This is a genomic window from Caballeronia arvi (assembly GCF_001544695.2).
In the GTDB taxonomy this organism is placed as follows: domain Bacteria; phylum Pseudomonadota; class Gammaproteobacteria; order Burkholderiales; family Burkholderiaceae; genus Caballeronia; species Caballeronia arvi.
The window spans coordinates 112,457-126,357 of record NZ_FCOM02000018.1; the positions used below are offsets into that span (position 1 = coordinate 112,457).

General features: G+C 64.3%; 12 protein-coding genes. 5 read left to right on the forward strand and 7 right to left on the reverse strand.

Going from position 1 to position 13,901, the window contains the following annotated elements:
- Window positions 1-21: 21 nt before the first annotated feature.
- From AWB74_RS20960 to AWB74_RS20970, 3 genes are read right to left on the reverse strand one after another with little or no spacing between them, the layout of a single operon-like run.
- A complete protein-coding gene (locus tag AWB74_RS20960) occupies window positions 22-792 on the reverse strand; it encodes a transglutaminase family protein (RefSeq protein ID WP_061148646.1) in 771 nt (256 codons plus the stop codon).
- A gap of 3 nt (window positions 793-795) precedes the next feature.
- Window positions 796-1,749, reverse strand: a complete 954-nt coding sequence (locus tag AWB74_RS20965) for an alpha-E domain-containing protein (RefSeq protein ID WP_061148647.1) — start codon at window positions 1,747-1,749, stop codon at window positions 796-798.
- Between the two features lies 1 nt (window position 1,750).
- Window positions 1,751-3,175: a circularly permuted type 2 ATP-grasp protein gene (locus AWB74_RS20970; RefSeq protein ID WP_061148686.1), complete on the reverse strand. Its 1,425-nt coding sequence runs from the start codon at window positions 3,173-3,175 to the stop codon at window positions 1,751-1,753.
- Window positions 3,176-3,314: 139 nt separating this feature from the next.
- On the opposite strand from AWB74_RS20970, the gene AWB74_RS20975 reads away from it, so the two are divergent.
- Window positions 3,315-4,889, forward strand: a complete 1,575-nt coding sequence (locus AWB74_RS20975; RefSeq protein WP_061148648.1) for a 3'-5' exonuclease family protein — start codon at window positions 3,315-3,317, stop codon at window positions 4,887-4,889.
- A 7-nt stretch (window positions 4,890-4,896) separates the two neighbouring features.
- Here the strand turns inward: AWB74_RS20975 and AWB74_RS20980 are convergent, their stop codons facing one another.
- A complete protein-coding gene (locus tag AWB74_RS20980; RefSeq protein WP_061148649.1) occupies window positions 4,897-5,640 on the reverse strand; it encodes an SDR family oxidoreductase in 744 nt (247 codons plus the stop codon).
- Window positions 5,641-5,762: 122 nt separating this feature from the next.
- Between AWB74_RS20980 and AWB74_RS20985 the strand changes: the two genes are divergently transcribed.
- Window positions 5,763-6,659: a LysR family transcriptional regulator gene (locus tag AWB74_RS20985; RefSeq protein ID WP_061148650.1), complete on the forward strand. Its 897-nt coding sequence runs from the start codon at window positions 5,763-5,765 to the stop codon at window positions 6,657-6,659.
- Window positions 6,660-6,771: 112 nt separating this feature from the next.
- Here AWB74_RS20985 and AWB74_RS20990 read toward each other — a convergent pair whose 3' ends face one another.
- The 3 genes from AWB74_RS20990 to AWB74_RS21000 all read right to left on the reverse strand — a co-directional run bounded on the left by AWB74_RS20990 (window position 6,772) and on the right by AWB74_RS21000 (window position 10,475).
- Window positions 6,772-7,230 carry an HU family DNA-binding protein gene (locus tag AWB74_RS20990; protein WP_061148651.1) on the reverse strand — a complete coding sequence of 153 codons (459 nt, stop codon included), beginning with the start codon at window positions 7,228-7,230 and terminating at the stop codon, window positions 6,772-6,774.
- Between the two features lie 198 nt (window positions 7,231-7,428).
- Complete coding sequence (locus AWB74_RS20995; RefSeq protein WP_061148652.1) at window positions 7,429-8,196, reverse strand: endonuclease/exonuclease/phosphatase family protein; 768 nt, start codon at window positions 8,194-8,196, stop codon at window positions 7,429-7,431.
- Complete coding sequence (locus tag AWB74_RS21000; protein WP_061148653.1) at window positions 8,193-10,475, reverse strand: VTT domain-containing protein; 2,283 nt, start codon at window positions 10,473-10,475, stop codon at window positions 8,193-8,195. Before AWB74_RS21000 ends, AWB74_RS20995 begins: the two co-directional genes overlap by 4 nt.
- A gap of 118 nt (window positions 10,476-10,593) precedes the next feature.
- Between AWB74_RS21000 and clcA the strand changes: the two genes are divergently transcribed.
- From clcA to AWB74_RS21015, 3 genes are all read left to right on the forward strand, one after another.
- Window positions 10,594-11,928 carry a H(+)/Cl(-) exchange transporter ClcA gene (gene clcA / locus AWB74_RS21005; protein WP_061148654.1) on the forward strand — a complete coding sequence of 445 codons (1,335 nt, stop codon included), beginning with the start codon at window positions 10,594-10,596 and terminating at the stop codon, window positions 11,926-11,928.
- 72 nt (window positions 11,929-12,000) lie between these two features.
- Window positions 12,001-13,029, forward strand: a complete 1,029-nt coding sequence (locus AWB74_RS21010; RefSeq protein WP_061148655.1) for an aldo/keto reductase — start codon at window positions 12,001-12,003, stop codon at window positions 13,027-13,029.
- 123 nt (window positions 13,030-13,152) lie between these two features.
- Window positions 13,153-13,767 carry a LysE family translocator gene (locus tag AWB74_RS21015; RefSeq protein ID WP_061148656.1) on the forward strand — a complete coding sequence of 205 codons (615 nt, stop codon included), beginning with the start codon at window positions 13,153-13,155 and terminating at the stop codon, window positions 13,765-13,767.
- The last annotated feature ends 134 nt before the right edge of the window (window positions 13,768-13,901 follow it).

Sequence of the window (13,901 nt, forward strand, 5' to 3'; positions counted from 1 at the left end):
CCGATGCGCATGCCCGGTCTTTCATTGATCCGCCCGGGCGTCGATGTCGATGTGAACCGTCAGCGTCTCCTCCTTGCCGCCCACGCGTGCGCCGCGCACCGGCGCCGCCGCCTCGTAATCCCGCGCCACCGCGAGGCGGCAATGGCGCTCGCCCGCGAACGCGGCCTGCGTCGCGTCCACGGACACCCAGCCGTGTTCGATCCACACATCGGCCCAGGCGTGCGCGTCGCTATCGAGATAACCGCTCACGCAGCGCGCGGGCACGCCTCGCGCACGGCAGCACGCGAGCATCAGATGCGCGATATCGCGCGCGTCGCCGCAGCCGTTCGCCAGGGCCCGCGCCGCCGTTCCGGCCGACTCGTTGCGATACCGCACGCATTGCGCGATACGCTCCATCAGCGTGACGAGCGACGCCGCCGTATCGAGCGATGGAACACGTTCGACAAGCTCGCGGATCGCAGCATCGGGCGCGGTCAGCGGCGTCGCGCACGTGAAATGCTCGAGCGGAATCGGACCGGCTTCGTCGAAGAGCCGGCCATCGGCGAGGGCTTCGGTTTCCACTTCGCCCGTCACACTCACGTGCAGCTCGCTGTGCGGCTTCGTCAGCACGAGCGTGTGCAGCGCGTTGCCGTAGGCGTCGCGCGTGAGGTCGAGCTTGTCCGGCGCTTCGACGTGCCAGTGCCGCACGATCTGCGATGCGCCGCTCGCCGGGCTCACGCGAAACTGCTGGATCGAATACGTGACCCGCGCGGCGTAGCGATAACGAATGTCGTGGCGAATGGTGAGCAGCATGATTCACGCGATTGGCAACATGAGGAAGGTGTGCATTACGCGCAGGCCGAGTTCGTCGACGCGCTTCAAAAATTGCGTGAGCCACGCGTGCACGCCCGTTTCCAGAATCTGGCGGATGTCGGCATAGAGCACGTCGGCGCGCAGCTTGCCCGCGAAGCGCTCGCATTCCTTCGACGCATCCGTGCGCAGCTTCGCGAGCGTTTCGCAGACGCCATCGAGCGATGCGATCAGCGAGCGCGGCATCTGCTCGTTGAGAATCAGCAACTCGACGACGCGCGTGGGCGTCACCACATCGCGATACACCTTGCGATAGATCTCCAGCGCCGACACCGAACTCAGAATCGACGTCCAGTAATAAAAGTCTTCGAGCTGACGCGCGGCCTCGCGCGAGTTCGGCGTCGCATCGGCGAAGCGCACGTCGAGAATGCGCGCCGTATTGTCCGCGCGCTCCAGATACGCGCCGAGCTGCATGAAGAAGAACGCGTCGTCGCGCAGCGCCGTGCCCTGCATCACGCCGCGGCATAGATTCGCGCGGTACTTGACCCATTCAAAAAGCGCATCCGGGCTCGTTTCGAGCTCGCTGTTCGCGAGCCGCTGATTGAATTCGAGCCACGTGAAGTTGATCGTCTCCCAGCCGTCCGTCGTGAGCGTGCCGCGCACCGCCCGCGCGTTTTCGCGCGTCGCCTGCAGGCACGAGAGGATGCTCGACGGATTGCGCGCGTCCGCGGCCATGAAATGCAGCATGTCCTCACGCGAGCGCGAGCCGGGATGACGCTCGTCGAACCTGTCTTCCAGCTCCGAAATCTTCAGCACCGAGCGTTGCGTGCGCGCTTCCTGTTCGGGCGTCTGCGGCAGCAGCGCGCCCTGCATGTCGATGTCGAGCATGCGCGCAAGATTCTCCGCGCGCTCCATGTAGCGCGCCATCCAGAACAGGTGATCGGCTGTGCGGCTCAGCATGTCATTCGACCATCCATGTATCTTTCGTGCCTCCGCCCTGCGATGAATTGACGACGAGCGAGCCTTCGCGCAGCGCGACGCGCGTCAGGCCGCCCGCGCACATCGACACTTCGCGGCCGGAGAGCACGAACGGCCGCAAATCGATATGCCGCGGCGCGATGCCCGCATCGACGAAGGTCGGACATGCGGAGAGCGCGAGCGTCGGCTGGGCGATATAGCCTTCGGGCTTCGATATAAGCCGCGCGCGGAAGGCTTCGATTTCATCGTTCGTCGATGCCGGACCGACCAGCATGCCGTAGCCGCCCGCGCCGTGCACTTCCTTCACGACGAGCTCCGGCAGATGCGCGAGCGTGTAGGCGAGATCATCCGGCTTGCGGCATTGATAGGTCGGCACGTTATTCAGAATGGGCTTCTCGCCGAGATAGAACTCGATCATGCCGGGCACGAACGGATAGATCGATTTGTCATCGGCGATGCCGGTGCCCATCGCATTCGCGAGCGTCACGCGCCCCGCGCGATACGACGTCAAAAGTCCCGGAATGCCCAGCGTCGAATCCGCGCGAAAGGCGAGCGGATCGAGAAAGTCGTCATCGACGCGGCGGTAGATCACGTCCACGCGGCGCGGCCCGTGCGTCGTGCGCATGAAGACATAGTTGTCGTCGACGAAGAGATCCTTGCCTTCGACGAGCTCCACGCCCATTTGCTGCGCGAGAAACGTGTGCTCGAAATACGCTGAGTTGTACATGCCCGGCGTCAGCACGACGACCGTGGGATCGTCGACGCCTTCGGGCGCGATCGAGCGCAGCGTGTCCAGCAGCAGATCGGGATAATGCGCGACCGGCGCGACGCGGTTCTGCACGAAGAGCTCTGGAAAGAGCCGCATCATCATCTTGCGGTTTTCGAGCATGTACGAGACGCCCGAGGGCACGCGCAGATTGTCTTCGAGCACGTAGAACTCGCCCGCTTCTCCCGCGCGCACCACGTCGATGCCCGCGATATGCGCGTACACGTCGAGTGGCACGTCGACGTTCTGCATCTCCGGCCGATATTGCGCGTTCGTATAGACCTGCTCGGCCGGAATGCGCCCGGCGAGCACGATGTCGCCGTCGTGATAGATATCGTGCAGAAAGAGATTGAGCGCCTGCACGCGCTGACGCAGGCCGGCTTCGAGCACGCGCCATTCATCGCCGGGGATGATGCGCGGAATCATGTCGAAGGGAATGAGCCGCTCCGTGCCGGACGAGTCGCCGTCCACGCCGTTCACTCCGTTCACCGCGAACGTGATGCCCACGCGCCGGAACAGCACGTCCGCCTCGGCACGTTTGCGCGCGATGGTCTCGGCGCTCTGCATCGCGAGCCAGCGGGAAAACCGTGCGTAGTGGTTGCGCACGGTGTCGTCCTGACGCATTTCATCGTAGATCTGCATCATGTGCGTCCTTCGTTTTTCGACGCGTGTCCATTGCAGTATCGGACGAAAGTGCGTGACATGTGCCACTTTTTTCTCGCGCGTGAATGACGCTCGGGGTTTTCGCGCTAGACTTGCCGCTTGCGTTCAGCGTTTCATCATGTCCGAAGCCCCCCAAGACGAAAACGATTCCCTGGCCGATGCCCTGCTCGCAGGACTCGCGCGTCCCATCGTGTTCGTCGATCTGGAAACCACCGGCTCGAACGCGACCGAAGACCGCATCACCGAAATCGGCGTCGTGGAAGCGAGCACGGCGGGCATCGAACGATGGAGCGTGCTGGTCGATCCGGGTCTGCCGGTGCCGCCGTTCATCTCGCGCCTGACGGGCATCGAAGATGCGATGCTGCGCGGCCAGCCGACTTTCGAATCGCTTGCGCCCGCGCTGGTCGAACGACTGCACGGCAAGCTCTTCGTTGCGCACAACGCGCGCTTCGACTACGGCTTTCTGAAGAACGAATTCCGCCGCGCGGGCATCGCGTTTCGCGCGGATACGCTGTGCACGGTGCGGCTGTCGCGCGCGCTCTTTCCATCGGTCGAACGTCACGGGCTCGATGCGCTCATCGCACGCCTGAATCTCGCGCCCGAAGGACGCCATCGCGCGCTCGCCGACGCCGATCTCCTCTGGCAGTTCTGGCAGAAGATTCACACGTTGTATCCGCAAGATCTCGTCGATGCCGCCATCAAGACGCTCGTGCGGCGCGCGAGCCTGCCCGCCGCGCTGCCCGAAGGCGCGCTCGACGCGCTGCCGTCGTCGCCCGGCGTCTATCTCTTTCACGGCGACGACGACGTGCCGCTCTATGTCGGCAAGAGCATCAACCTGAAACAGCGCGTCGCGGCGCATTTTTCGGGCGATCACAGGCTTCAGAAGGACTTGTCGATCTCGCAGGCCATTCGTCGCATCGAAACCCGCGAGACGGTCGGAGAACTCGGCGCGCTGCTGCTCGAAGCGAAGCTCGTAAAGGATCTGAAGCCGACGCACAATCGCCTGCTCAAACGCGCATCGGGAACGTGCGCGTGGCAATGGCTGCCGGGCGCGAGCGCGCCGGCGCTCGTGAAGGCGAGCAGGCGCGATCTGTCGCGCGAGGAACATCTGTTTGGCGTGTTCGCATCGCGCGCAAAGGCGCTCGCGTTCATGCGTCATTGCGCCGATGAGCACAACCTCTGTCACGCGACGCTCGGCCTCGAAAAAGCGCCGCTGTCGCGTGGCCGCGGCTGTTTCGGCTATCAGGTGAAACGCTGCCTCGGATCGTGCGCGGGAATCGAAACGCTCACGGATCACGCGGCGCGCGCGCTCGATGCGCTGCAAAGCTCGCGGCTCGCGCGATGGCCGCACGAAGGGCCGATCGCGATTGCCGAGCGCGACGAAGCATCGGGCCGCGAGGCGTGGCATGTCATCGATCGATGGTGCTATATCGGCACGTGCGCGACGCGCGACGGCATCGCTTCATTGCTCGCCGATGCGCCCGACCTGCGGCCGTTCGATGCCGATGTCTACGGCCTGATCGCGAAGCGCCTTGCGTCGGGACAACTGACATGGATCGCGTGCGACGCGCGGCCGTCGTTTCATCTCGTCGTACAAGATGCGCCTTCGGTGAACGCCATCGTCACGCGGTCAATGAAACGCGCGACAAGGCACCGCGCGATTGCATCCGATCAATTCGCGCTGACGTTCTAGACACCGCTCAAGCAACGCCGCCGTTCGCGCGCAACACCTGTCCGTTGACCCAGGCCGCATCCGGTCCGACGAGAAACGCGACCACCGCCGCGATATCGTCCGGTTGACCGAGGCGTTCCAGCGGCGGCATCTTCGAGAATGCGGCGATCTGCTCGTCGGTCTTGCCATCGAGGAACAGCGACGTTGCAACCGGTCCCGGCGCAACCGCATTCACCGTGATGCCGCGCCCGCGCAACTCCTTCGCGAACACGTGCGTGAACGATTCGACAGCCGCCTTCGTCGCGTTATAGATCGCGTAGCCAGGCATGTTGAGCGCGAGCGTCGTGCTCGAAAAATTCACGATGCGCCCGCCGCCGTTCATGCGCGCCGCCGCTTCGCGCAGCGTGTTGAAGGTGCCGCGCACATTGATGTCGAACGTCTGATCGTAGAGCGCGTCGCTTGTGTCGGCCAGCGGCACGGTCTTCAGCACGCCCGCGTTGTTGACGAGCGCATCGACCTTGCCGAGCTCGTTCTCGACCGTCTCGAACATGCGGCGCACGTCATCCGCATTCGCGACGTCCGCTTTCACAGCAAGCGCGGCGCTGCCTGCTTCGTGCAACTCGGCAACGAGCGCATCCGCTTCCTTCGCGCTCGCCGCATAGTTCACCGCGACGGCAAAGCCGTCTTGCGCGAGACGCCGCGCGATCTGTGCGCCGATGCCGCGCGACGCACCCGTGACGATTGCAACGCGTTTCGTTTGGGTCTGACTCATGTCGTGCTCCTCAAAGTGGGCTGTTCGATGAGAAGCATGATGAATCATTCCGTTTCCGCGATCATCGCGTCTGGCTTAGTATCATCGTTCCAGTTGCTTCAACAATCGCAGAGCTGATTCCAATGGATCGATTCCAGGAAATGCAGGTGTTCGTGCGCATCGCGGAGCGGCGCAGCTTCACGCAGGCCGCCGACGATCTGCAGATTCCGCGCGCCACCGTCACCAATCTGATGAAGCGTCTGGAAGAACGGCTCGGCGCGCGCCTGCTCGAACGCACGACGCGCTCGGTGCGCCTCACGCACGATGGCGAAGCGCACTACCGTCGCTGCGTGCGTCTGATCGCGGATCTGGAGGAAGCCGAAGGCTCGTTCAGGCATGCCGAGCCGAAAGGTCTCTTGCGCGTGAATCTGCAAGGCACGCTCGCGCGACACTTCATCATGCCGGGACTGCCCGCGTTCCTTGAAAGCCATGCGCAAATCGAACTGCATATCGGCGAGGACGACAGACTCGTCGATCTCGTGCGTGAAGGCGTCGATTGCGTGCTGCGCGCGGGCACGTTGCAGGATTCGTCGATGATCGGCCGGCGCGTCGCGCTGCTTGAACAGGTGACGGTGGCGAGCCCTGCGTATCTGTCGCGCGAAGGCGTGCCGGACGATCTCGAAGCGCTCGCATCGCATCGCGCGGTGAACTATCTGTCGAGCGCGACGGGCCGCGTGCTGCCGCTGGAGTTCACGGTCGACGACGGCATCGAGAGCATCGAATTGCGCGCGACGGTCTCCGTGACGGGCGTCGAGCTCTATACGCAAGCCGCGCTCGCGGGACTCGGCATCGTTCAGGTGCCGCGTTATCACATCGACGATGCGCTCGCCGATGGCCGCCTGCAAGCCGTGCTTCCGAACCTTCCTCCACCGCCGATGCCGGTCTCCGTGCTCTATCCGCATAACCGTCAGCTCTCGGCGCGTGTGCGGGTTTTCGCGGATTGGTTGAGCGAAACTTTCGCCGGGCATAACGCGCGTTGATCAAATACGAAGCAAAAGAGGCCAGCTTCCCTATCAAGGGATAGCTGGCCTCTTTTTCATCGAGCTTCGATTCCGCCAACGAAACCGAAGCATGCAACGCTAACGAACCGACTTAAGCCGCTGCGTCCTTCAGCTTCTTCAGCGCGCGCGCCTTGATGCGAACGCTTGCCGGCTTCGCCGGGAACCAGCGCTCTTCACCCGTGAACGGGTCCTTGCCGAAGCGCTTCTTCTTTGCCGCCACGGCTTGCGCGGTGATCTTCAGAAGGCCCGACAGCGTGAATTCGCCTGCGCCCTTCTTGTGGATCGAGCCGAGGATGGTGTCTTCCAGCGCGACCAGCACGGCCTTCACCGCCTTCACGTCGACAGCCGCGCGCTCGGAGAGATGCGTCGCGAGCGATGCCTTGGTGAACGTATCCTTGATCGGCGAGGGAGCGCCCGTGGTCTTCTTCGCGGCTACCTTCTTTGCGGCAACCTTCGGTGCTGCTGCTTTCTTCGCCGGTGCGGCGGCGGTCTTCGCCGTGGCCTTCTTGGCCGGGGCTTTCTTGGCAGCGGTTTTAGCGGAAGTCGACATGTTTCTCCTACCTGTTTTTGGTCAGTGATGTTCGAATACGTCCGCACCGATGCGTTCGTATCACGCCGGATTCTACATAGACCAAGCGACTTCGTGCGAGTCTTTTGCGCTTTTATATCGTTTTTATAGGGGTTTTTCGTGGTGTCGCGCTGACAGATCATCGTCTTCGATACATCGACGGCGATGACGCGATGCGTTTTAGCCCTGCACAGAAGAGGTAAACGTGCGATGCGCGATATGAGCGATCAACGGATAGTGATCGGACGCGATGCGCGAAAGCCGTGTGCGATGCACGTCGACACGCATCAGACGCTCGCCCGGATGCACCCAGATGCGATCGAGCGCGAAGAGCGGATAGCGCGTCGGAAAGGTGCGCAACGCGCTCGCGCGATGAAAGTGCGTGACGAGCCGCCGCAACGTTCGACCATAAACGAACCACTCGTTGAGATCGCCGAGCAGGATGACGGGCAGCGCGGGCGTATCGAAGCTTTGCAGCACTTGCTCCACTTGCGCGCGCCTTTCGCTCGATGCGAGACCGAGATGCGTCGCGACCACGCGCCACACTTCGCCGCCGCAATCGATGTCGGCATCGAGCGCGCCGCGCGGCTCGCGGCTTCCGAACGAAAGGTCGAGCGTGCGCACCGCGCGCACCGGATAGCGCGTGAGCACCGCGTTGCCGTAACGCCGCTCGGGGCTGTCGAGCGTCGGGCCCGGCACGGCATGCAGGTTGGTCATGCGTTGCAGCATGTCGAGCACATCGGGCGAGCCGCTGCCGCCGAGCGGAACCTCCTGCAACGCAAAGATGTCCGCATCGATTTCGGCGAGCACTGCGCCGATGCGCTCCGGTGCAAACTTCCCGTCGATGCCTACCGCGCCGTGCAAGTTGTAAGTCGCGATGCGCAGCTCCTTCGCACGCGCGTAGCTCATGCCTTCCTGTTCGATGACGGCGTCAGGCATCGGCGTCATGAGTTGACCTCGTCGGGGCGCTCGTTCTTCGATTCGCACGGCATCGTGCCGCTTTCACGCAATGCGTTCGCGCGTTTCGCTTCATCGGTTGCGCGTGGCTTGTCGGCGTCGCTCGGCGCGCCTTCGTGCACCTCGTGACGATCCGCGCGGCCGAGAAAGCGCTGCAACAACAGCGATACACCGATCAGCGCCGCGCCGATGCCGATCAGCACCGCGAACGAGCCGACCGTCGGCCGATGCAGCGAAGCGACGAGCTGATGCGCGAACGCGACCGTCAGAACGATGCCCGGCCCCATGCCGAGCATCGTGCCGATCATGAAGTCGCGCATGCGGATATGCGATGCCCCCGCAACGAGGTTGACGATCGCAAACGGCGCGACCGGCAAGAGCCGCAACACCACGACCGCGACGATGCCGCGCTTGCCCACGCGCTCGGACAGCCGGTTCACGCGTGTGCCCGCGAGCTTGCGCACGGCATCGCGGCCGAGCCAGTTGCCGAGCGAATACGAGATGGCGGCCGCGATCGTCGTGCCGACGAACGCATAGACGCCGCTCCACGGCGCACCGAAGACGACGCCCGTCGTCGCGATGAGCAGCGTGATCGGTACAGCGCTCACGGCTGCGGTCACATAGGCGAGCAGGATCCAGAGCGGCGCGAAAGGCAGCGCTTCGATGCGCCGCGTCGCGTTCGTGAGCGACTTCAGGCTCACATAGTCGGCGAGCGGCGTCCAGTGCCACAGACCCGCGACGACCACGATCATCAGCGCGAGCGCGCCGAGCAGCGCGAAGCGTCCGATGAGCGGGCGCGTCTTTTCCGCGGGCACGAACTGATCGACGAGCTCGTCGGCGCCGATCGGCGTTTCGGGATCGATGAGCGCTTCGGGCGGAATCAACTGATCGAGTTCCGTCGACACTTGCGGGTCGAGCGGCACCAACGTGCGATGTTCGTCGCGCTCGCGCAAGAGCGCGGCAATCGCCGCGTTCATGCCGCCGCGCGCCTGACGTTCGCGCACGACGTCATCGATCGCACAGCCGAGATGCTCGGCGAGCAGCGTGTCACGCATCGTCGCCATCGCGCGGCGGATACGCGCATCGGCGCCCGCATCGATCGACACGTTGCATTCGCTGTCGAGCACCATCGAACGATTGTTCAGGTTGGCCGAGCCGACGATCAGCAATTCGTCGTCGACGATCATCAGCTTGCTGTGCACGTTGACGATCTCGTCGTCGAGCTTCGGCACGGTCGGGCACATCAGGCGATAACGTCCGTGCGTGTCCGCCTTCTTCAGCAGTTCGTGCAGGCGCGCGCGCAGCACGCCCATCGTCACTTCCTGCAACCATCCGCTTTGATTGCGCGGCACGACGATGGCGAGATCGGGGCCATCCTCGCGCGCGAGCGAATCGGCGAGTGCAGCGCCCACCGTACCCGACGTGAAGTATTGATTCTCGATGTAGATGCTGCGCCGCGCCCGCGCGATGGCGTCGAGATACTGTGTGCGGATCTGCTGCACGGGATCGCGGCCGAGATAGGCGGGTTCGGTCAGCGAGATCGCGATCTGCACGTCTTCGAGATCGACGCGTCGCGAAGGCGGCCACGGATCGTCGCGATTCTCCGCGCGATGCGCACGGATCGCGAGCCGCTTGCCGCATGCGCGCGCCCAGCGTTCGCGCGCAAGCAGCCCGATTTCGCGTGCGGCATCGCCGTCGAACATCGTGTGGACGTCGTGAAACGGCTGATAGCGCGCGCCGTTCGCATCGCGGCGCAGCGGCTCGTCGGGCGCATGCGCGTTCGTGTCCCAACGCGAGCGCGTGAGATCGAGACCGCCGACGAACGCAACGCGATCATCGATCACGACGAGCTTCTGATGTTGCGAGGCGCCCATCGGATGCTTGCCGTCCATCTGGAACGCGATGCGCCGGTTCGTGCGCCAGCCCATCTTGTAGACCGGCAGCCATTCGCGCTCGAATGCATAGAGCATCGCGAAGTCCCACGCGAGAATGTAGATGCGCAGACGGCGCCTGTTCGCTGTGACCGCGTGCAGGAAGTCGCCGAGCGCCTCCGGATAGCCATCGTCCGCGCCTTCGGGCGTAAGCTTCATGCGGCTGTCGATATCCCAGCCGAGAATGAACACGGTGCGTTCCGCGCGCGTGATCGCTTCACGCAGCACGCGGAAATAATCGGCGCCGTCGATGAGAAGACCGAAGCGCCGCGCGTGACGCACGCTCGCGCAATTGCGTCCCGGCTGGAAAAACGGCTCGTCGTGGTGTGCGTTGCTCATGTGCCTGGGAAGCACTCCGCGGCCAAATAACTTTCGTTTTGCAAGCACCATGCCCGCCGCCTGATGCTACGCTTCGTTGCACATGCCGATACACGCCGATTCCGGAGCGACATGCGCGATGAGCGATAACGAAGTCACCGAAGTGAACATCGAGAACGACGAACGCGCAGGGCTCGTTCCGCTCGCGGCGGCGTCGATCGTCGTCGGCGCCGTGACGGGCACGACGGGCGTGCTCTTTCGCTTCGCGCTCGAACGCGCCGATATCTGGCGCAACGCGTTCATCGCGTGGGGGCATGCTGGGCACGATGCGGCCATCGTGCTTGTGGTGCTCGCGGCGTCGGGCGCCGCCGCGCTCGCTGCGTGGCTCGTCGCACGCTTCGCGCCGATGGCGAGCGGCAGCGGCATTCCGCATGTCGAAGCGGTGCTGCATGGCAGATTGCCGCCCGCGCCGCTCATCCTCATTCCGATCAAGTTCGTGGGCGGCGTGCTCGCCATCGGCGCGGGGCTCGCGCTCGGCCGCGAAGGCCCGACGGTGCAGATGGGCGCATCGATCGCGCATGGGCTCGGCACGTTCTTCAGACGCAATGTCGTCGATTGCCGCGTGCTGCTCGCGGCGGGCGCGGGCGCGGGGCTTGCGACTGCTTTCAACGCGCCGATCGCGGGCGCTGTGTTCGTGCTCGAAGAACTCATGCGCCGTTTCGATACGCGCACAGCGGTTGCGGCGCTCGGCGCATCGGCGGGCGCGATCGCGATGGCGCGGCTCCTGCACGGCGATCTGCCCGACTTCCACCTGCCCGCGCAGCCGTTTCCCAGCTTCGCGATGACCGGCGCGCATCTGCTGCTCGGCGCGCTGCTGGGCCTGCTCGGCGCGCTCTATAGCCGCCTGATCGTCTGGACGCTTGATACCGCCGATGCGCTCGCGCCTCCCAGCTCGGTCAGGCATGCAACGATTCGCGCGGCCGTGGTCGGCGTGGGGATCGGCCTGCTCGCATGGTTCGCGCCGCAACTCGCCGGCGGCGGCGACGCGCTGACCGAACAAGCGCTGCTCGGCAGGGGCACGCTTCTGGGTGTGACGGCGATGTTCGCGTTGCGCTTCATCGTAGGCCCGCTATCGTATGCGGCGGGCACGCCCGGCGGCATCTTCGCGCCGATGCTCGCGCTCGGCGCGCAAACGGGTCTCGTGTTCGGCCGCGTGTGTCTCGACTGGTTCCCCGGCATGGCGCCCGCCACCGGCGACACGGGCACGTTCGCGGTGGTCGGCATGGCGGCGTTCTTCGTCGCGGTGGTGCGCGCGCCGGTCACGGGCATCGTGCTCGTCACGGAGATGACCGCGAGCTTCTCCTTGCTTCTGCCGATGCTCACTGCCTGCTTCACCGCGATGATCGTGCCGATGCTGCTGCGCGTGCCGCCGATCTACGACACGCTCGGCGAACGCGCGGCCAAACACCGCTAGCGTGTGCTCTGCATGCGCTGAGCCGTTGCGGTAGTCTCGTCGATGGACCGACTTCATCCACGAGGACAAGCAATGGAATATCGACATCTCGGCGCTTCGGGCTTCAGGGTTCCCGTCCTGAGTTTCGGCACCGGCACCTTCGGCGGCAAGGGCGACTTCTTCAAGGCTTGGGGCGAGACCGACGTGAGCGAAGCGCGCAAGCTCGTCGACATTTGTCTCGATGCGGGCGTCACGATGTTCGACACCGCCGACGTCTATTCGCGCGGCACATCGGAATCGATACTCGGCGAAGCGCTCAAGGGACGTCGCGACAAAGTCATCGTCTCGACCAAGGCCACGTTCCGTTTCGATCAGAACGACCCGAACGCGGTCGGCTCATCGCGCTTTCATCTCATCCGGGCCGTGAACGCGGCGCTCGAACGCCTGCAGACGGATTACATCGACTTGTTCCAGCTACACGGCTTCGATGCGAAAACGCCCGTCGAAGAGACGCTTTCCACGCTCGACGATCTCGTGCGCGCGGGCAAGATCCGCTATACGGGCGTGTCGAATTTTTCGGGCTGGCATCTGCAGAAATCGCTCGACGTGGCCGACCGCTATGGTTATCCGCGCCATGTCGCAAATCAGACGTACTACTCGCTCATCGGCCGCGATTACGAATGGGAGCTGATGCCGCTCGGACTCGATCAGGGCGTCGGCGCGATCGTGTGGAGCCCGCTCGGCTGGGGGCGTCTCACGGGCAAGATCCGTCGCGGCGCGCCGCTGCCCGAGACGAGCCGCCTGCATAAAACCGCCGACATGGGGCCGCCGGTGCCGGACGAGTATCTGTACCGCGTCGTGGATGCGCTCGATGCCATCGCGGAGGAAACCGGCAAGACGGTGCCGCAGATCGCGCTCAACTGGCTGCTGCAGCGTCCGACGGTTGCAACGGTCTTGATCGGCGCGCGAAACGAAGAGCAGCTTCGGCAAAACCTCGGTGCGGTCGGCTGGAATCTGACGCCCGAGCAGGTGAAGAAGCTCGACGAGGCGAGCACAGTGCGGCCGGCATATCCATACTGGCATCAGCAAGGTTTCGCCGAGCGGAATCCTTTCCCCGTCTGAGGAACATGTCGGGAGATTTCTCCCGAGACCGTACCGGAAACCTTCCCACAATCTGTATCGGTACTGTACCGGACCGCTCCCGTACACTTTGGCTCATCGAGTCCCTTTGTACCGGAGCGCGCCATGCCCATCGATCTTCTGAACGCCCTGCCCGCCGCCGCGCTCTTCGCGCTGGTGACGACGATCACGCCCGGCCCGAACAATACGATGCTGCTGGCCTCGGGTCTGAACTTCGGCCTGAAGCGCACGGTGCCGCACGTGCTCGGCATCAGCGTGGGCATGGCGATCCTGATGATCGCGGTGGGACTCGGGCTGGCGCAGGCCTTCGATCGCCTGCCGTGGCTGTATACCGCGCTGGAGGCGGCGAGCGTCGCGTATCTGCTTTATCTGGCGTGGAAGATCGGCACGTCGTCGTCGGTGCAGATGCGCGACGGCCAGGCGCGCCCGATGCGCTTTCACGAAGCGATCGCGTTCCAGTGGATCAATCCCAAAGCGTGGATGATGGTGCTCACCGCCGCGACGACCATTCATCTGCACGCGAGCCTCTCGCTGAATGCGGCGCTGATGGCGCTGGTGCTCGTCGTGATCGGATTGCCGTGCATCACGATGTGGGCGGCGTTCGGCATGTCGCTGCGGCGCTTTCTCGCGAACCCGCGCTGGCTGCGCGTCTTCAATATCACGATGGCCGCGCTGCTCGTGCTCTCGCTGTACCCGATCGTCGCCCATTTCTTTGCGTGATATGAGAATGGGGTAAAAGCGCGCTTTGGGCGAAAAGCGCGCACCCTCTTTGCCTCGACGCCCGACCGGTGCATACTGACCTTTCGCGCCGGCACGCAAAATCTGCCGTCCCGCTTGCAAGATTGGGACTGCGT